The organism is Deinococcus arboris (genome assembly GCF_009755355.1).
Taxonomy (GTDB): Bacteria; Deinococcota; Deinococci; order Deinococcales; family Deinococcaceae; genus Deinococcus; species Deinococcus betulae.
In genome coordinates, this window is record NZ_WQLB01000011.1 from 1 (window position 1) to 18562 (window position 18562).

The 18562-nt window shown below is 66.0% G+C and carries 12 protein-coding genes and 1 pseudogene; 4 read left to right on the forward strand and 9 right to left on the reverse strand.

Annotation, left to right across the window (positions count from 1 at the left end; all coding sequences use genetic code 11):
- Positions 1-228: 228 nt before the first annotated feature.
- The 3 genes and pseudogenes from GO986_RS23425 to GO986_RS09845 all read left to right on the forward strand — a co-directional run.
- Positions 229-414: pseudogene (locus tag GO986_RS23425) on the forward strand (carbohydrate-binding protein); the annotation flags it as partial.
- Positions 415-528: 114 nt separating this feature from the next.
- Complete coding sequence (locus GO986_RS23220; RefSeq protein ID WP_198170568.1) at positions 529-1296, forward strand: chitinase; 768 nt, start codon at positions 529-531, stop codon at positions 1294-1296.
- Positions 1297-1568: 272 nt separating this feature from the next.
- Positions 1569-2597: a glycosyl hydrolase family 18 protein gene (locus GO986_RS09845; protein WP_198170570.1), complete on the forward strand. Its 1029-nt coding sequence runs from the start codon at positions 1569-1571 to the stop codon at positions 2595-2597.
- Positions 2598-2750: 153 nt separating this feature from the next.
- On the opposite strand, the gene GO986_RS09850 is transcribed toward GO986_RS09845, so the two are convergent.
- Together GO986_RS09850 and GO986_RS09855 are read right to left on the reverse strand one after the other, a co-directional pair.
- Positions 2751-4514: a phosphodiester glycosidase family protein gene (locus GO986_RS09850; RefSeq protein ID WP_198170572.1), complete on the reverse strand. Its 1764-nt coding sequence runs from the start codon at positions 4512-4514 to the stop codon at positions 2751-2753.
- 401 nt (positions 4515-4915) lie between these two features.
- Positions 4916-8200 (reverse strand): hypothetical protein, encoded by a 3285-nt coding sequence (locus tag GO986_RS09855; protein ID WP_157459131.1) that lies wholly within the window; start codon positions 8198-8200, stop codon positions 4916-4918.
- 178 nt (positions 8201-8378) lie between these two features.
- Here GO986_RS09855 and GO986_RS09860 point away from each other — a divergent pair, with 178 nt between their 5' ends.
- Entirely contained in the window at positions 8379-9008 is a 630-nt protein-coding gene (locus GO986_RS09860; RefSeq protein WP_157459132.1) for an SIMPL domain-containing protein, read from the forward strand.
- Between the two features lie 97 nt (positions 9009-9105).
- Here the strand turns inward: GO986_RS09860 and GO986_RS09865 are convergent, their stop codons facing one another.
- From GO986_RS09865 to GO986_RS09895, 7 genes are all read right to left on the reverse strand, one after another.
- Positions 9106-10314 carry a S8 family peptidase gene (locus GO986_RS09865; protein ID WP_157459133.1) on the reverse strand — a complete coding sequence of 403 codons (1209 nt, stop codon included), beginning with the start codon at positions 10312-10314 and terminating at the stop codon, positions 9106-9108.
- Positions 10315-10724: 410 nt separating this feature from the next.
- Positions 10725-11567, reverse strand: coding sequence for a MurR/RpiR family transcriptional regulator (locus GO986_RS09870; protein WP_369409276.1), 843 nt, complete (start codon positions 11565-11567; stop codon positions 10725-10727).
- Entirely contained in the window at positions 11564-13228 is a 1665-nt protein-coding gene (locus GO986_RS09875; protein ID WP_369409278.1) for an N-acyl-D-amino-acid deacylase family protein, read from the reverse strand. Before GO986_RS09875 ends, GO986_RS09870 begins: the two co-directional genes overlap by 4 nt.
- Complete coding sequence (locus GO986_RS09880; RefSeq protein WP_157459134.1) at positions 13225-14727, reverse strand: serine hydrolase domain-containing protein; 1503 nt, start codon at positions 14725-14727, stop codon at positions 13225-13227. The genes GO986_RS09875 and GO986_RS09880 overlap by 4 nt, the downstream gene beginning before the upstream one ends.
- A 67-nt stretch (positions 14728-14794) precedes the next feature.
- The gene (locus GO986_RS09885; RefSeq protein WP_157459135.1) at positions 14795-16477 is read right to left on the reverse strand and encodes an ABC transporter substrate-binding protein; all 1683 of its coding nucleotides are present in this window, start codon (positions 16475-16477) and stop codon (positions 14795-14797) included.
- Positions 16478-16502: 25 nt separating this feature from the next.
- Positions 16503-17522 (reverse strand): ABC transporter permease, encoded by a 1020-nt coding sequence (locus tag GO986_RS09890; RefSeq protein WP_232337716.1) that lies wholly within the window; start codon positions 17520-17522, stop codon positions 16503-16505.
- A complete protein-coding gene (locus GO986_RS09895) occupies positions 17519-18547 on the reverse strand; it encodes an ABC transporter permease (protein WP_157459136.1) in 1029 nt (342 codons plus the stop codon). The genes GO986_RS09890 and GO986_RS09895 overlap by 4 nt, the downstream gene beginning before the upstream one ends.
- Positions 18548-18562 lie beyond the last annotated feature (15 nt).

Here is an 18562-nt window from a genome sequence, read left to right on the forward strand (position 1 = left end):
AAAGGCCAAGTGGAAATAATTTTCCAACTTGCCTCCGGCTAAGAAAAATGTTACCGTAACGGCCTCAAATCAGTCCGTCTTCGGCCGCCGCTTCATCTGGGCGCTGCGTTCATCGGCTTCAGCCGAGCCCTAGCCGTTTTTCTGGAGGAATGCCCTATGCCAAGTCGTTCAGTTGCCCACCACTGGTCTACACGAGTCCTTTTCACCACGGCGTTAGGGGTAGCCCTTATGGCCTGCGGCGCTGCACCATCCACCCCGACGAACCTCACTGCCCAGGCCGTCACCTGCGCGGTTTGGTCGTCCAGCGCCACCTATGTTCAGGGCGACACCGTCACCGCTAGTGGAAAGGCCTACCGGGCCAACTTTTGGACGCAGGGTGACTCGCCCGCCTCCCGGAACGGCCCCGCCAGCAGCGGGCAGCCTTGGACGCTGATTAGCAGCTGTGGCAGCACCACGCCGCCTCCCACCACCCCCCCGCCGACAACGCCACCCCCAGCCACTTGCAGCGCGACTACCTGGACTCGGGGCGTGAACTACACGCTGGGCACGGTCGTGCGTTACCCAGGCAACGGCCAGTATTACAAGCTGGTCAACGTCGGCAGCAACGGCAGTGACGGCACCGACCCTACCATCAGCACCTGGTACTGGCAGCCCACCACCTGCAGCACCACACCTCCTCCCTCGTCTGGCGGCTTTGTGGTGTCTGAAGCCCTGTTCAACCAGATGTTTCCCAACCGCAATTCCTTCTACACCTACGCTGGGCTGACCACGGCCATGCAGGCTTATCCTGCCTTCGCGAACACTGGCAGCGACACGGTTCGGAAGCAGGAAGCCGCCGCGTTCCTGGCCAACGTCAATCAGGAAACCGGCGCCCTGGTCTACATCCGGGAAATCAATCAGGCCAACTGGAACAGCTACTGCTCGTCGGGCAACTGCGGCGGCAAGCAGTATTACGGTCGCGGGCCGATGCAGCTGTCCTGGGACTACAACTACCGCACGGCCGGCGCGGCCCTGGGCATCGATCTGCTGAACAATCCGGACCTTGTGGCCACGGACTCGGCTGTGGCCTGGAAAACGGCGCTGTGGTACTGGATGACTCAGCGGGCGCAGGCCGCCCGCACGCCCCACGACGCCATGGTGAGCGGGGCGGGCTTCGGTGAAACGATCCGCGCGATCAACGGGGGCATTGAATGCAACGGCGGGCCCGGACGCGAGGGCATGCTGAACCGTGGCCGCTACTACACGGATTTTGCCGGGCGGCTGGGTGTTCCTACGGGCAATAATCTGACCTGCTGATACGGATTCCGTCTGTTTCGCGGACACATCAGTCCTTTCCCGATGTGTCCGCTCCACGCCCGGAACCCGTTGTTCTCCTTCTCGCTGTGCTCGGGTTAAATCGCTTCTGTGAACAATTGAACCAGAGTCCGTATGAGTCGCCAGGACCGGGGGAGGTACTTGACCTGCCCAGCAGCTGGCCCATGATGGAGATAAAGATGCGTTCGCTCCCCCACCTTGTTTCTGCCCTTCTCCTGAGCGCTGGCGTCGCGGCGTGCAGCAGCCAACCACCCTTGGCAAGCGGCGTAGCGCTGCAGCGCGCGGCTCTGTCGGCGCAGGCCGCTGCCTGCACCTTTCAAACCTGGCAGGCCAACACGACCTACACCCTGGGCACCACCGTCCTGTACCCCGCCAATGGCCGGTACTACAAGCTCGTCAACGCGACGGCGGGGGGCAGCGATAAGACCGATCCCACCATCAGCACCTGGTACTGGCAGCCCACCACCTGCAGCGGGCCGTCTTCCGGGAATAAGGTGCTGGGCACGTATTACGCCACCTTTGCGCCGAGCGCCCCAAGGCTTCGGGAGATTCACCCTAACTACACCCTGATTTACCTCTTTGCAGCGACGAACGCGCCAGGGCAGCCGGCCGGCACCCTCAAGTTTGATCCACCGCCCAATGGCAGCGGCGCCTGGACGAATTGGACGGCAGATCTCCAGTACGTCCGCTCCACTCAGAAGCGCAAGGTGCTGCTTTCGGTGGGCGGCGCCGGAAACGCCATCCGGTTTACCACCCGCGCCGTCTCGACCACTTTTGTCAACAGTGTGGACAAGCTCTATCAGGCTTGGGGCGGCTTTGATGGCTTAGACTTCAACACCTTCGAGGGCGACGCGGCGCCGAACACCAGTGAAATGATCTGGATTGGCCAGGAATTGAAGCGCCGGCATCCCGGCTTCCTCATCACTGCGCCGCCTGCGCCATGGAATACCGCCGATCAGCAGTTCTGCAAAGCCATGCTGACGGCTGGTGCACTTGATTACTGCGCGCCGCAGTATTACGACGGGCCGCAGTTGAATGACCCAGCTTACCTGCAGAGCAACCTGCAAACGTGGGTCAATCTGCTGGGGGCAGACCATGTGGTGGTGGGCTTTGGCGTGAATCCAGGGCTGGCCAACTACTGGACCATCGGTTCGGCGGTCAATACGTTCTCTCAGGCGAACAGTCGTTTTCCTGGTCTCCGTGGAGCGTTCGACTGGCGCCTCGACTGGGATGTACAGCAGGGCTCGCCTTTCGCCCAGCAGTTTGGCCCGCTGACCCGATAACAACTGCAACACAGCGACAGCGGCGGCCATACTGTGGCCGCCGCTGTCTGCTGTACTTCATCGATTCAAAGTGGCCGAAGACCGTTAGATTCAACCGCTCTGGGTCTCGTCGCACCGTTCATCTGAACGTGACAGAGCCTCAGCGGAACCCTGTCATTTCCAGACGAGGGCGTTGAGGATGTTGCGCGCATTGCCGAAAGCGTAGTAATCCGACCCCGTCAGCGGATTGATGTGCTGGCCCAACCAGGCCATAGCCGCCGACGGGCCTCCGTCCAGGCGAATGGCGCCGCTTAAGTAGCCCAGGCCTTCAAACACACTGCACAGGTCCCTCGGCGACGAAGTCCCGCTGCTTGTGGATGACACCAACGCCATGCGGTTGAGGCCGATGCCCACCGCGCTCCAGCGGTTAACGCTCGTGGTGTCGAGGTTAGGGTTGCAGGCGCCGTTGCGAATGACCGATGTGGTCGAGCCGATCACGTTGTAGTTGTGCGTGCCGAAATTCAGCGATGTGCTAGCGCCGACGAAAAACTCAGCGGACGTGCCTTTCGAGCGGTCGGCCGGCTGCATCTGGAAGCCCAGGATGGCTTCGGTCGTCGAGGTTTTCTTGCGCGCCGTGCCCGCCGTAATCAGCGTGCCCAGCGGCGTGCCGTACCCCGTGCCCATGTACGTCCCTTTGTCGCCGTCCCAGGTAAAGCCGTTGATGGCCACCACCGCGCCTGTGCCGTGAGACGTGATCGGGCGCAGCACATACTTGCCGGGGTAATCCACGCTGGGTGTCACCGGAAGGTCCACGGTGCGGCCACGGTTGGAGCGGTCAATCAACACGATGTGCACGTAGGGCGCGACGTTCTCGCAGTCAAAAATGCGAATGGCGTCCGTCCCGTCCGCGAAATACTGCTCGTATTCTGCCCGGCGGGCCGTCAGGCTGTTTTTGCAGGCGGACGTGTCCTGCGCCGAGATGGACGCAGCATTCAGGGTCTTGCCCGGCAGGGCGATCCGCTCTCCGCTGCTGGTTTCGATGACACTCCGGTCGGTGTACACCTGAGCGCCGCTGAGATCCTTGGCCTGAAAAGTCAGCGTGTCCCCGTTCATAGTCACTGCGGGCGTCGTCTTGTCGGCCAGTTGCACCTTGTAGTCCGCTGCTGTCAGGCCCTTAGCAATGCGGTCCCGGTTGACCTTGAGGGTGACTGTCATGGGGTCCTGAGTTTTCAGGGCAGGCCACACCGCCACACGCGGCACAATCCCGCCTGTGTCGATCAGTTCCATGCCAAACAGCTGCGCCTCTTTCAGGCTGCCCGCCGCCATCGCCAGGCCCATCGGGCTGCCAGCGGGCCAGGCCATCGCCCGGTCCGGGCGGTAGGCGACCACCGAACCGGCCGTTGGGGGCAGCGGCGCCGTCCCCAGATAGGTCACTTCCAAGCTGCTGGCGTCGCCAGGCCGGACGGTGCTAAGGCTCAGGAAGATTTCCTGACGCTCGCCCGCTTGCAGGGTGATCGGCTGGGCCAATCGAAGGGTACGGAACGCCACAGGCTGACCGGCGGCCGGGTCGGGCTGCACGATGATCCGGTCAATGCGACTGGGAGGCAACGTAACGTCACTGAAGAGCTTGCCCCGGCCAGTGCCGTCATCGCCGGCCAGGACGCCACCACTGACTCCGGTGGCTGTACATGTCGTGCTGCACAGGAAGACACTCCTCACCCCAATAGACGGCAGGTTAGGGACGTCCCCAATGAATGACACCCGAACGCGGGTCTGGTCTGCAGGAATGGGTCCCGGTTCAAACGGTGTGGCCGGGGCGCCCGCCGTTTCATTGAGTACCGACAGGGCGTAAGGGTCGGCGCTCTCGGGCGTACGGCCGCAGGCGAGAAGCGTGGTGAGACACAGCAGGGGCAGGGTGACGCGGGACGCATAGGACATTGATGAACCTCCGGGGTAGGAAATGACCTGCGCATCATCTCGGCCCCGACACATCTCATGGTCTGGTTTATCCCAAGGCGCCATGAATGATGCCGCAAGGGCTGCCCACGCAGGAGAAGGCTTTAAAGGGCTCTGGTATCGCATGAGCCCCCCACGACAACTTCCGGCTCAGGTCCTGACCACCCGCCAGATAACGCAGGGGAGTCGGCTCGGCGCGAAGACCAGCCCGAGCTATAGAGCCCTCACCTAAACCGAAAGCCAGACTTTCTCCGCTGATACGCCGTCCCTCGCTTATTTACAACACGCTTGAACCTGTCTGCTCGCTTCTGGAGCGGTCAACCGCAGGTCCGGTTTGATGGATCGGAGAGGCCGGCTCACGTCTGGACGCTATGTGTGCGCAGTTACGTCGTGGCCTGCTCCATTTCTGGCAGCGTGAACTGGGCGGCGCCCGCGACCAGGGGGGACGGATCAGCCCGGTAAGTCTGAAGCTGACGCAATCGCTCGGCCGTCCAGCCGCCCAGAGCAGCGGCCTCTAGGATCAGCACCTCCAGCGCCAGACGCCGAGCAAGCTCGTTGCCAGTGAGGAGGACGGCCTGAAGGGCTGGCACGGCGCCAACGTCCGGCCGCTGGTGGACCTGCTTGAGAGCAGTCACGCCCGCCATCAGCGCTTCGGCGTGAAGTTGTCCCTGCTCGGTCCAATGCTGGAGCCGCGCCCCCAGAGCGGGCCAGGGTTCGGCCGCCACCGCCAACTGAACCTGAAGGGTCAGGGTTAGCGAGTCAGTGGCCAATGCTTCTAGCACTGCCTGGATTAGAGGGGCAGTTCGGTGTGGGCTGCTCGCCGCCACTGCCTGAAGGGCTTGAAGGGCGGCTTGCAGAGCGCGGCGGTCTGGCAGGAGCTGCCGGAAGGCCTCGCCGATGGCCTGGGCATCCGGGGTCCCGTAGGAGGCGAAAATCACCCCCGCAGCCGCGGTCGTTTCTTCCGAGTAAGGAGAGGTCAGGCGCTGCAACAGAGTAGGCAAGAGGATTCGCTCAGGGTCTGTCAGAGGCTGGTGAAAGTGCAGAGTGGCCAGGCGAACCGTCGCGTCTGGGTGGCCCAGCAGGGCCTGCACGAGGGCCAGGTACTCGCGGCCACTGTGACCTGTCAGCGCCTGACCCGGCAGCCGGACGAGGCCGCTGCTCAGGGCCACATCCCCCGACTGCGCGGCGGCCAGCAGCACGGGCCACGTCTCAGCCTGACCCAGATGGTTCCACAGGCCCCGCAGCAGCGCCACCCGCACGTCACGGTGCAGGTCTTCGGTGCTGAAGTCCAGCAGGGCGCGGTAGGCACGGTCGCCACGCAGCTCGCCGATCAACCGCACCACCTCCTTGAAGACCGTCACCCGTTCGCGCGGGACGCCCAGCAGCAGGTCCAGTGCCTGATCTGGCGCCATCGCCAGCAGCGGGCGCCGCAAGGCATACAGAGCAATGCGGGCGCGGTCATCCTCCAAGGCGGCGAGGAGCGCCGGCACCCCCCGCGCCTCGTCAAGTTGCCCCAGCGATCTCAGCGCCCGGTCCCGGAGCGCCGGGTTGGAAGCGTCCAACTGGGCCAGCGCCGTGAGCCGGTCCAGTTGAGCGTCTCCTGGCGCCCTGGACAGACGCGCCAGTAAGCCAGGGCGGCGGTCCAGAGGCACTGAGGTCGGCAGAGCCGCCAGTTGGCCCAGAGCCGTCCACACGCCCGGCAGACCACGCTGCGTGTCCTGAATGACTTCTATAAGCGTGGCTGCAAACGTTTGCTGCTGCGTCCGCGTCCAGCGGGTGAAGCCAGTCATGAACGGCAGGACAATGCGGGTCTTGCCCGTACTGAACCGGCCTGCAAACGCCCGGCGGCCCAGGAAAGGCGTCAGCAGATCCTGCCGCTGCCGGTGCAGATGGTCGTAGATCACCGCCTGGGTGGCCCAGCTGGCGTCCTCGCGCAGGAGTTGGGGCACCAGGGTGGCAAAGCGCTGCGGCTCGTGGGCCTGCAGGAGGCTGAGGGCCCGCAGTGGGATCCACCGCTCCTTCGACTGCCGGATACGCTGTTCAAGCAGAGCGAATAAATCGGCTTGTCCTCGGATGTACCGGCCGAGGCTTTCAATCCCCTGCAGCAGCTGATCTTCCCGTTCACGTGTGGCCCACGCCTGAAAAACAGGCAGCAGGGCAGCCATCACCCCCGGCGCAGTCGCTGCGGTCAGGTGCCGCTCCAGACGTCCAAACTGAACCTGGCCCCTGGCCTGAACAAAGCGGGCCAGCCAGGCCGCGCTCCACTCGGGATGAAAGGGCAGGAGGCGGAGAATCAGACGCAGGGCCTGCCGCGCCGTCTGGTGGGACAGGTCTGCGGCGTCCAGGGCGACTTGCAACACCTGTCCCAGCGCGTCCAGGCTGCTCACCTGCCAGAGGCTGGGTGGTAGGTCCGCCAAACCGCTGAGCATGGCGAGGCGCACCGGGTCTTGCTCATGGCGCCTTGCGGTCAGCAGGGCGAGTAACTCAGTCTGCCGGAAACGGTCATAGCGCACGGCGAACGCGAGGCTGGTCAGCGCCTGGGCACGCAGGTCTGGGTCCGGCGACCGGAGCGGCGTGTCCAGCAGGGCGCGGGCGTCGCCCCAGGGCAGCAGAGCGGCATAGGTCAACCGCTGCGTCGGCCGAGTCTGCAAGGTAGGTAGGTCAACATGTCGCCGCGCCTCTTGAATCCGCAGGTCGGCGGGGAGGTGCTGGGCGATGGGCAAGGGCAGCACACCGGCCGAGGTTGTCAACTGCTCCAGAACAACCGAGGCCAATCTCTGGCGAGCAGCGGGCGGCAGGGTGCCGTAGGCCTGCTCAATATGGGGCAGGATGCCAGGGCGATGGCGCAGCAGGGCCGCCACGACATCGTAAGGAAGGTGGCGCAGTCTGGGCGTGAGGGTCAGGGGCCCTGGACTGTCCTCGGAACTGAGGACCAGCTCGGCCACCGCCTCCGGGCGCACCAGAGCGAGGTGCTGCAGGCGAAGGTGGCCCAGCGGCGTGGTGCGCCCCAGGGCTTGAACTAAGTTCAGCCCGAGGTCCAGGTCGCGTTTTGCCAGGACCGGCAGCAGCAGGTTCACCTGGGCTGTGACCTGAGGTGCGGGCTCAGACAGATTCTGTGCGCGCCGCAAGAGTTCCTGGCCGGCCACAACCGGGTGCCAGCGGGCGACGCGCAGCCACATCGGCTGTAGGCCAGGCTCGTCCAGCAGGGCTGGGAACAACTGCTGCACCAGGTCGGAGGAAGCGTAGGGTAAGGCCAGTTGGGCCGCTGCCGGGTCCTCCTCCAGTGTGCGCTGCACCCACTCGTCAACGGGCCCCGCAGATCGGCCCGCTTTGCGCCAGGCCATGAGCAACTGCCGCTGCCCAGCAGGCGGTAGCTGAGGCAAAAGAGTCAGCATCTGCTCATCGGTGCCGAGGAGCGCCACGAGTCGGCGGGCAGGACCGGCAACGTGCTCGGACGGGTCCAGAACGGCCTGAGCCGCCCGGCCCCCGTCCCGACTGCCAAAGCATGAAAAGAGGGCGAGGAGCCGCTCATAGACCGCGCCCCGAGACAAGTCATCCAGCAGCACTTCTCGGTCGGCAAGAGGTTGGCGGCCGATGGCCACCATGCGCTGAACGCGGTCATGGTGGGTCAACGCCTCAAATTCAGTCAGCAGCTGGGTAGTCTTCACGGCACGCCTCCTTCCCGGGTCAGGGCTGGCCTGCACCCTACGACAGATCAAGTGGCTGCATGGACTTGGTTCATCACTGTGGGGGCATATGACCAAGAACACGAAAGAGACGTTATGGACTATGGGGCACCGCCATTTTTGAGCGCAGGTGCAAGGGTCAGGCTCTTATTCTGAACAGATGGGTGTACTGCGCATTCAACAAAAAGAGCAGCAGGACGTAGCGGCAGTCGGCGCGAAACTGTATCTGGAGGTGGCTGGGGAAACCCTCGTGATGGGCACTGCCGCCACCGAACGGGTCAAGGAGGTGCGGGAAGTAACCCGGCAGCTCCAGGCAGTGGGAATCCCACCGATGCAGATTCAAGTGCGCGGTGTGGAGATCAGTAACCGGACGGGACTACTGGCCAAGCAACAAAAGGCTCGGTTCCTTCTGGTGGTTGAAGCGGCACCAGAACTTCTCCCGCAGGTTCTTGGTGTCCTGGCTGATCAAAAGCACGTGGACCTTCAGCGGTTGGAATGGATCTTCGACGACTTTGAGGTCAGTTTGCGCCTGGGGGCGAAGGCCATGCAAAGAGCCCGGCAACGGGCAGAAGCGATTGCCCAGGCCGCAGGCCACCGGGTCGTGGGTGTCCTGAACGCTTCAGATACCTGGGAGATGCCCGTCAGCACGGTCAACCTCCAGCAAGAGTGGTTGGGTCAGGACACCCAGCGGGCCAGCCGCGCCCGCTCAGGGCCGCTGGAAGCTGGTGTGCCCTACACCTCAACGCACGTCTTTACCGTCCAGCTCACGGTGGATTTTCAATTGGAATAAAGGACTGCGGACCACCTGACGCGCGGCCCTCTGTAGAAGCAAGAAGGCCACCTGAATTGCAGGTGGCCTCGATCAAGTGTGTTGTGTGTAGTCTGGCTCAGCGGGTGTAGAGGAGGCGGTTGGGGCTGCCGGCCCCGGCGTTCGTGACCTTATTGGGGGTCGAGCTGCTGATGATCGCGTTGGTGACGCTGCTCGTGCTGTTGGCCCCCAGGGCCAGTTCCAGCACCGCCGCCCCCGCCACATGGGGGCTGGCCATGCTGGTCCCGCTGATCGTGTTCGTCGCCGTGTTGCTCGTGTTCCAGGTGCTCGTGATGTCGCTGCCGGGGGCAAAGATGTCCACGCACGAGCCGTAGTTAGAGAAGCTGCTGCGGGCGTCCGTGCGGGTCGTGCTGCCCACAGTAATGGCGTTGGCGGCGCTGGCGGGGGAGACGTTGCAGGCGTTCTGGTTCTCGTTGCCGGCGGCCACCACCATCACCAGGTTGCGGCTGGCGGCGCTGTTCACGGCGTCATTCACCGCCTGGCTAAAGCCGCCCCCCAGGCTCATGTTCGCCACGGCCGTCGCGCTGCCCTTGTTGCTCACAGCCCAGTTCACGCCCGCAATCACGCCCGAGTTGCTGCCCGACCCCTGGCAGTTGAGCACCTTCACCGCCACCAGCGTCACCCCTTTGGCCACGCCGTAGGTGCTGCTGCCCACCGTGCCGGCCACGTGCGTGCCATGCCCCTGGCAATCGCTGTTGTTGCCGTCGCCCGTGGTGTTCGTGCCCCAGATTGCGCGCCCCCCAAAGTTGGTGTGGGTGGTCCGAATCCCGGTGTCGATGATATAGGCCCTCAGGCCGCTGCCGGTGGCGTCGTAGACGTAGCTGCCGTTCAGGGGCAGATTGCGCTGGTCAATGCGGTCCAGGCCCCAGGTGGCGCCGGTCTGGGTGGCGGTCATGTGCATCAGGCCGTCCTGCTCGATGTACTTGACGCGGGGGTCGGCCTGGAGGGTGGCCAAGTTCTGGGCGCTGAGCTTGGCGGCAAAGCCCTGAATGGTCTGGGTGTAGAGGTGCTGGACCGTGACGCCCTGGGGGTCGAGGTTCAGGCTGCTGATCAGGCCGCCGGCATCCTGAACGGTGAGGTTGGCGGCGTCGTCCTGGAGGACCACGATGTACTGGCCAGGAATGGCTTCGGGATTGCTGGTGCCCAGGAGGGGGGCGCCGGCCGAGGGGGCGGCCGCCGTGTCCGGGGCGTGGGGGACGGTGCTGGTACCGCAGGCCGCGAGCAGCAACGAAAGCGCAAGAGCAGAAGTCAGGGTACGTCCGTTCATGGTGATCCTCCTGGGGTAGGACCGCAACACCCACGCGCCGGCACTAGACTCGACAAAAAGGGTCGGCCAGCGCGGCAAAAGTAATCTGTTGTCGGAACTGGACCGATCATAGGCAGCTGGCCGTCAAGTCAACATGAGAACGGAATCTTAAAGGTTCTTGAATGTTGCCTGTGGGCTTAGGAACATACCCCTTCACAACGTCAAGGTGCTGGAAAATAGATGTCCCTATATACAGGACACCTGAGAAAATGAGTCTTTAAGTCAATGGAAATCTCATGATTCTAAGCTTTGTTGATTTAGGCCTCTGCGATGGCTGGAGTGGTGAAAGCAAATGACACGAAGACGTCGTCAACCAGATGAGACAGTTGACTCGCTGCGTGACTGGCTACCAACAGCTCTCTGTTCCGCGCTCAGTACTCGTACACGCTGAACGCCGCGTTCAGCCGCTCGGCGGCTTCCAGATGGCCGCCGCCCAGCTCGCGCGCCACGAGCGAGGCGATGAGTCCGGTCAGGCTCACGAAGGGCGCCACCGAAGCGACCACTTCTGACCCTTGCGTGGGCAGCCGCAGGCAGTGGTCAGCGGTCTTAGCCAGCGGCGAGGCGCCCTGGTCCGTCAGGAGCAGAATGCGGACCCCCTGTGCCTGGAGGGCGCGGGTCACGCGCGTGGTGGCGCGGCTGTAGCGCCGGATGGTGTACACCAGCGCGGCGTCCTGCGCGCCCATCTCCAGCAGGTGCTCAGGCCGGCTCGCCAACAGATCGGCGGCGTGGGCGTGGACATGCGGCCGGAAAGAGGCCAGCAGCGACTCGGCAATCAGGGCCATGCCGTGAGAGGCGCGCGCCCCGATAATCCACAGGTGCCGCGCCCCCACCAGCGCCCGCACGAGGCCCAGCACCTGCTCCTCGGAAAGCGCGGCCAGGCCATCAAGGTTGCTGCGCTCGCCCCGCCAGAAATCAGCGACCACCGCGTCCTGCCGGCCCGGCTGCTGAATCCCCAGCGTGGCGCGCAACTCCTGGCGAATAACGCGCTGCAGGTGGGGGTAGCCCTCGAAGCCGACGCGCTGACTGAACCGGGTGATGGCCGCGCCGCTGACCGACAGCGACTCGGCGATTTCTCCGGCGCTCAGGAAGGGGACCTCCTCGGCGTGGTCAATAAAAAAGCGCGCGATGGTCTGGTCCCGCGTCCCAAAGGTATCCAGCCCGGCGCGCAGGCGCTCGACGGCGGTCAGGCCCGGCGCCGCGTTCACGGTGGTCACGGCGCGGCCACATCCCCGAGCGTCAAAGCCCCCGGCGTCCGGGCGCCGGGCGCGTACAGCCGGCGGCCTGGCCGCGCCCGCGTGTGCTGCCCCTCCCGCAGCACCCGCACGCCATTGACCCACACATCGCGCACGCCTTCTGAAAGCTGCTCGGGTTGCGCGTAGGTGGCGCGGTCGCGCACCGTGTGTGGGTCAAAGGTCACCACGTCGGCAAAGTGGCCCTCCCGCAGTTCTCCCCGGCCCGTCAGGCGCAGGTGCTCGGCGGGCAGGCCGGTCATGCGGTGGACGGCTTCTTCCAGGCTCAGGAGGCCGCGCTCACGCACATACACGGCCAGCAGGCGCGCGAAGTTGCCAAAGGCGCGCGGATGCCCGCCCACGCCGCCGTCCCAGCGGTCTTCGGGGTCGTATCCCGCCGCGTCGGAGCCCAGCATCACCCACGGCTCACGCAGTTGGCGCTCAATATTTGCCTCGCTCATCAGGTGATACAGACTACCAACCCGGTCTTCCTCGGCGTCCAGCAGGTCCAGGGCCGTGTCGATCCAGTCCTGCCCGCGCGCGGCGGCCACCTCTGCCAGCGAGCGCCCGATATAAGCCTGATGGTCAGGGTGTCTCAGGCCCACAGGAAAGACGCCCGTTGGCCCGGCCAGGTGGCCCAGGGCCTCCCAGCTGCCGTCCGGCGCCAGCATGGCCTGCCGAATCCGGGCCCGCTCTGCCGGGTCGCGCAGGCGGGCGACCCGGCCGCGCCCCTCACTGGCCCACGGCGGGGTGACCGAGGACAGGCCTGTGCCCCCAGCGGTGTACAGATACAGGTCCGCGTGGATGTCGCGCCCCGCCGCGCGCTCAGCGTTTACCCGCGCAATCACCTGGGCCATCTTCGGCCAGGCGGGTTGCCCGGCGGCCTTGAGGTGATAGAGGTGAAGCCGCGCCCCACTGCGCCCGCTGATGGCCAGGGCTTCTTCCAGGCCGTCCAGAATGGCCTCGCCCTCAGAGCGCATGTGGGTCACGTAGATACCCTGGGCGGCGGCCACCTCCGCGCACAGGGCCACAAGTTCGTCAGTGTCTGCAAAGGAGCCGGGCGGATAGATCAGCGCGGTGGCGAGGCCGTAGGCGCCGTCTTCCATCGCCTCGCGGACCACGCGGCGCATCTCGGCCAGTTCGGCGGGGCTGCTGCGGCCCTCGGCGTGGCCACGGGCATACTGGCGCACCGTCGCGCCGCCCACAAAGGACCCGAAGTTCACGGACGCGCCGACCTCTTCCTGGGCGCGTAGCCAATCACCGAAGCGCGCCCAGCCCCGTGAGCGCTCAGCCCAGCTCTCATCGCCGCCCGGCAGCCCGTGGACCGGAAACCCGTGCGCCTCGCCAGGAATCGCGGGTGCCGGCGTCCAGCCCTCTCCCATGATCTCGGTGGTCACGCCCTGCATCACCTTGCCCACGCTCAGGCCGTCGCGCAGCAGGGTAGAGATCGAGTGGCTCATCACATCAATGAATCCGGGCGCCACGACCAGGCCAGAGGCGTCCACTGTCTGTGTGTCTTCGGGCGCCGGGCCGCCCGGCTCGGCCACACGCACAATGCGGTCCCCCTCAATCAGCAGGTCGGCCGGGCGGCCCGGCGCCCCGGTGCCGTCCACCACCGTTCCCCCGGCCACCCAGACCCGGTTCACGGCTGAGAGGCCAACTCGGGTGTGGCCGCGCTGGTGGTTCCCTCCACCTCAGTGTCCTGCGGGGCGTCCGTCGCCTGGTCGCGCGGATACAGCCGCCCCCCAAAGCGCATGAAGTCCACTGTGCCGTCCCCGCTGCGCAAAAACTCTATTCCGAGGCCGTCCGCGTCGCCGCCCGCAACCAGGGCGCGGTCGGGCCCGATAAAGCGCACATTCAGGTCCTGTGAGCCCCCAGCCGCAGTGTCGGGAATGGTGAGGACCAGCGCCCCACTCCGCGACTCGGCATTGAGCTTGTAGGGCTGTCCAACGGCGGTGTAGGCGCCTGCAAAGTCGGCCAGGCCAGCCTCCTCGTGTTCATAGGTGTCCAGTTCGGGGGCCGTAAGGCCCAACACCTCGCGCTTGACCCACTCGCTGAGCTTGCGGTTCAGGGCGTGCCCGTTGCTGGCGTTGGTCATGCTGATAAACGCGACCCTGCGGTCTGGCGAGACCCAGAAATCCGAGGTCTGGCCCAGCGTGGTGCCGCCGTGGCTGAGGATGGTCGTTCCCTCGTACTCGTCCACAAACCAGCTCTGGCCAATGAATCCGCGCTCGCCGGGGAAGCCGTTAAACGCAGCGCCGATGGGCAGGCGCTCGGCCCACAGGCTCTCGCGGCTCACGGCGGCCAGGGGCGGCTCGGCGGGGGCTGACTCTTTTTCCGGCGCCTCTTCGTCCACGGGGGTTGGCGCCGGCGGCACCGTGCCGTCCATGAGGTAGTGGGCGTACTTCGCCATGTCCACGGCGGTTGACGAGCAACTGCTGCCAGCCGGGGCGGCCGAGCGCATCATCATCCAGGGCCGCTGCGCCCTGAATTCCTCGCCCACCTTGTTGTGGCCGGTGGCAAAGCGGTGGGTCATGATCTGGTTGGTGAAAAAGAAGCTGTGGTCCATGCCCAGCGGCACGAAGATCCGCTCGGTCACGGCCTGCTCGAAGGTTTGCCCGGTCACGACCTCAATGACGCGCCCAGCCACAAAAAACCCCGCATTGTTGTAACTCCAGTGGCCGCGCAGAGGCACGACCTGGGGCGACTCGGCCAGCTTGTCCAGCCCCCGCGCCACGGCGTCGTCGCCTTCTCCGGTGTCCTCAAAGAGGTCGCCCAGCCAGCCGCCCTGGTGGGTCAGCAGGTCGCGCACCGTGGCGTGCTCGGCGGCGTGTTCGTCTTGCAGCCTGAACTCTGGCAGGTACGTCCGCACCGGTTGGTCGAGGTCCAGCCGGCCCTCGGCCACCAGCGTCGAACAGACGAGCGAGGTCAGGGTTTTGGTGGTGCTGCCGATCTGAAAAATGGTCTCTTCGGTCACCGGCAGGGGATGCTCCAGGCTGGTCACGCCCAGATTCACGTAGTAGTCACCGCCCGGCAGCAGCAGGGCGAGGCTGACGCCGGGGGTCCTGAACTCGCGGTGCAGGCGCCTCGCCTCGGTCTCGAAGGCGGCGGCCAGCAGGGCGTCTGAACGGGGAGATGCAGTCATAAGAACTCCTTGTGGGGTCTGGGTGGCGGGCGTGGGGTCAGCTGGCGGTCTTGGCCTCACGCCGCCTCTACTTCGACAGCGTGCGGAACAGGTTGGTGCGGTTAAAGGTGGCGTAGCCCTTGAGGGCCGACGACGTGGCCGCAAAAGCCAGCGGCTGCGGCAGCGGGAAGGCGTAGGCCTGGGTGTTCAGGGAGCGCAGCAGCGCCGTGTAAAGCGGCTTGCGGGCGCTCTGGCCCACCGCGTCACGCGCCTGATTCAGCTGCGTTTCTAGCCGGGGGTCACGGAAATTGGTGGCGACGCCCAGGATGCCTTCTGCGCTGTACAGGCCGCGCAGCACAGTGTCGGGGTCGGCCCCGCCCCAGGTCAGGGCACTCAGGGGCAGCTTGCCGCCCAGCAGGGCCGCGTTGCCGGCACTCAGCTCCTGCGAGCTGATGGTGACGTGAAACTTGGGATTCAGGCGCTCGATATTCTGCTTGAAGATCTCGGCCACCACCTGAGACAGGCCGCTGCCCACCACGTAGTCCAGCGGGATGGTAAAGCCCGCCGTCCACAGCCGGCCCCCAAACGCCTGCCGGAATTCGGCCTCGGCGGTTTTCAGGTTGTAGGCGGGGGCTCTGAGCGTCTTGTCGTCGGCCCAGTTGTTGGGCGGCAGGGTGGTGGTGCGGGCGAGCCCCTTGCCCTGCAAGGCGTCACGGGTAAACGCCTGGGTGTCAAAGGCCGCCGCAAAGGCCCGCCGCACATGAATGTCGGAAAAGAGGTTGGCCGGCATGTTGGTCTCGGCCAGTTGCCCCGCCGAAAGAAGCTGGCTGTCTTTGACATTCTGGTTAAACAGCACCACGCTGGTGAGGTCGCGGGTGGGCAACTCCTCGTACACAGTGACGCCACTGACGCCCTTCAGCCTGGTCAGGGTGTCGCGGTCTGGCACGGCGGCAATGTCAGCGTCGCCCTTTTGCAGCGCCAGCACGCGGGCGGTGTCACTCTCCACCTTTTGCGGGATCACGTTTTTCAGAGGTGCTGCGCCGCCCCAGTACCCGGCAAAGGCCCGCATCACGAAGCGGCTGGAGTCGCGCGCCACGAAGCTGTAAGCCCCGGTGCCGATGGGCTTTTGCGCCAGCACCGAACTGGACACGTCTTTGCCGGTCCAGGCGGCAAAGTCCCGCGCGGTGCCGCTCCAGTCGCCGCCGGCCACAAGGACCTTGTGCGGCACGATGTACATCTGCGTGATGGAGTCCAGCAGGCTGGGCACATTGCGCTCCAGGCTCAGGACCAGCTGGCCCGCCGCGTTGCAGCGTACGGTCTGGGCCAGCCGCGCGAAGGTAAAGGTCCGCCGGACCTCGGGACTGAAGGCCGTGATGCCCAGCACGTTGCTGCGCAGCTGCGCCGCCAGCGAGGTCTCGTTGCCCACCAGCAGGGCGCGGCGCAGCGAATATTCGGCGTCGGCGCAGGTCATGGCCGAGCCGTCGTGAAAACGCACGTTCTTTCTGAGGGTAAAGGTCGTGACCCGGCCGTCCTTGCTCTGGGTGAGGCCCGTGGCCAGGAGGGGCCGGTAGGTGCCGAACTCATTGAGGTACAGCCCCTCGTACATCTGCTGAACCGGCAGCACGTCGTAGGTCACGACTGCCTGGGCCGGTTCAACGCTAGCGGTAGCCGAATTGGTCTGAAAGACCAGCGTGTCCTGCGGCGTGGCGAGCGCCTGCGAGCAGGTCAGGGCGAGGGTCAGGGCGGCGAGCGGCGCGGCACTTCGTGTCATGGGCAGACCTCCGGGAGAGTGGCGGCTAAGCGTGGCGCGGGTCAAGGTCTTCTCCCAGGGCGTCGCCCAGGAGGTTCCAGCCGATGCTGTACAGCACGATGCACAGCCCAGGAAAAAGGGTCACGTACCAGTAGGCCAGGGGCTGGCCCGGCGGCCCCTGAATCCACTTCTGCGCCAGGGCGATCAGCTGGCCCCAGTCGGCGTAGCCCAGCGGCGTGCCCAGGCCCAGAAACGAGAGGGCCCCCGCCACGATGGGCAGGCTGCCCATTTCCAGCACGGCGATGCCGAGCAGCGGGCCGGCGGCTCCGGGCAGGACGTGGCGCAGCGCGAGCCGCGCCGGGCTGGCCCCCAGGCTGTGCGCGGCTGCCACGTACTCCAGTTCACGCAGCCGCAGCACCTCTGCCCGGACCACGCGGGCCAGTCCGGCCCACGACACCAGGCTCAGCGCCAGCACGATATTCCCCAGCCCCGGCCCCAGCGCCGCCACCAGCACCAGCATCAGCACCAGTGCGGGAAAGGCGAAGAGAATATCGGTCAGGCGCATCAGCAGGTTGTCGGTCACGCCCCCGAAAAACCCGGCGGCGACGCCCACCAGACTGCCGATGGTCACCGTGATGGTCAGCACGGTCAGCCCCAGAAAAAAGGCGGTGCGCGTGCCCCACACCAGGCCGTAGCGGATGTCGTAACCGCTCACCCGGCCCAGCGGCGCGTCCCCGGCAGGCGGCGTGGGCTGAGCGGCAAAGCCCTGGCGCGGCATCTGAAGGCACGCGGCGGGCGTCGCCACGACCTCGCGCACGTAGGCGGCGGGGCCGGGGTAGGTCTGCCCCTCCGTCATGCCCAGGGCCCGGCGGCAGTTGCCCTGCGGCGGGGCCAGCAGTGGGGCCAGCAGCGCCACCAGCACAAACAGGGCCACCAGGACCGCTCCGACCTGCGCGGGCACGCGGCGACTCAGAAAGTGCCGGCGGTGGGTGCCTGCTGTCCGGTCTGTGTCCATCACTGGGCGGCGCACGGTCAGCCGGGCCACGTCCGGTCCAGTGCCGCTCATGTGTACCTTACGCGCGGGTCAATCAGCGCGTAGGCGAGGTCGGCCAGCAGGTTGGCGACCACCACGATGGTTGCGGTGAGCAGCGCAAACCCCAGCATGCCCGGCAGGTCGCCCTGCGCCGCGGCCTGCGCCGCCCAGCCGCCCACGCCGGGGTAGCCGTAGAGCGTTTCGGCTAGCACCGCGCCTTGCAGCAGCCCCGAAATACTCAGGGCCATCAGCGTCACCACGGTCAGCAGGGCGTTGCGCCGCGCGTGCCGGCCGACCACCACGCCCTCGGCCACGCCTTTGGCCCGCGCGGTGCGGATGTAATCGCTGCTCAGCGCCTCAATCATGCTGGCGCGGGTGCCCTTGACCAGCGCGGCGCTGCTGACCAGCAGCAGCGTCAAGACCGGCAGCACGAGATGCTGAATGGCGTCCCAGAACACGTCGGGTCGCCCGCTGAGCAGCGCGTCCACGGTGACCAGCCCGGTCACGCGGCGCACCTCGCCGGTCAGCAGGGCGACGGCGCCGTCGTTGCTGAGGTTGCCGGTGCCGGGCAGCAGGCCCAGCGCGCCGTAAAACAGCACCAGCAGCCATACGCCCAGCACGAAACTGGGGACGCTGTGACCCAGCACGGCAAACACGCGGATGGCGGTGTCCGCCGCCCGGCCTCGCTGCACCGCCGCCCAGCTGCCCAGCCAGACGCCCAGCGCCACCAGCGGAAAAAAGGTGTATAGGGCCAGTTCCACGGTGGCGGGAAAGCGGGCCAGCAGCGTCTCAAGAACCGGCTGACCGCTGGTGCGCGAAAGGCCCAGGTTGCCCGCCAGCACCTGCTGGAGCCACATCCCGTACTGCTCGAATACGTTGCCGTCCAGGTGGTTGGCCCGGATGATGTCCTGCACGCGCGCCAGCTGTTCGAGGTTGCGGATGTAAGAGGCGGCGCGCTGCTCGGGCGGAATAAGCTGCGTCACCAGCACAATCAGGAACGTCACCGCCAGCAAAATGAGCGGCAGTGCCAGCAGGCGGCGCAGCACATAGGTCAGCATGGCCCCTCGCGCCCT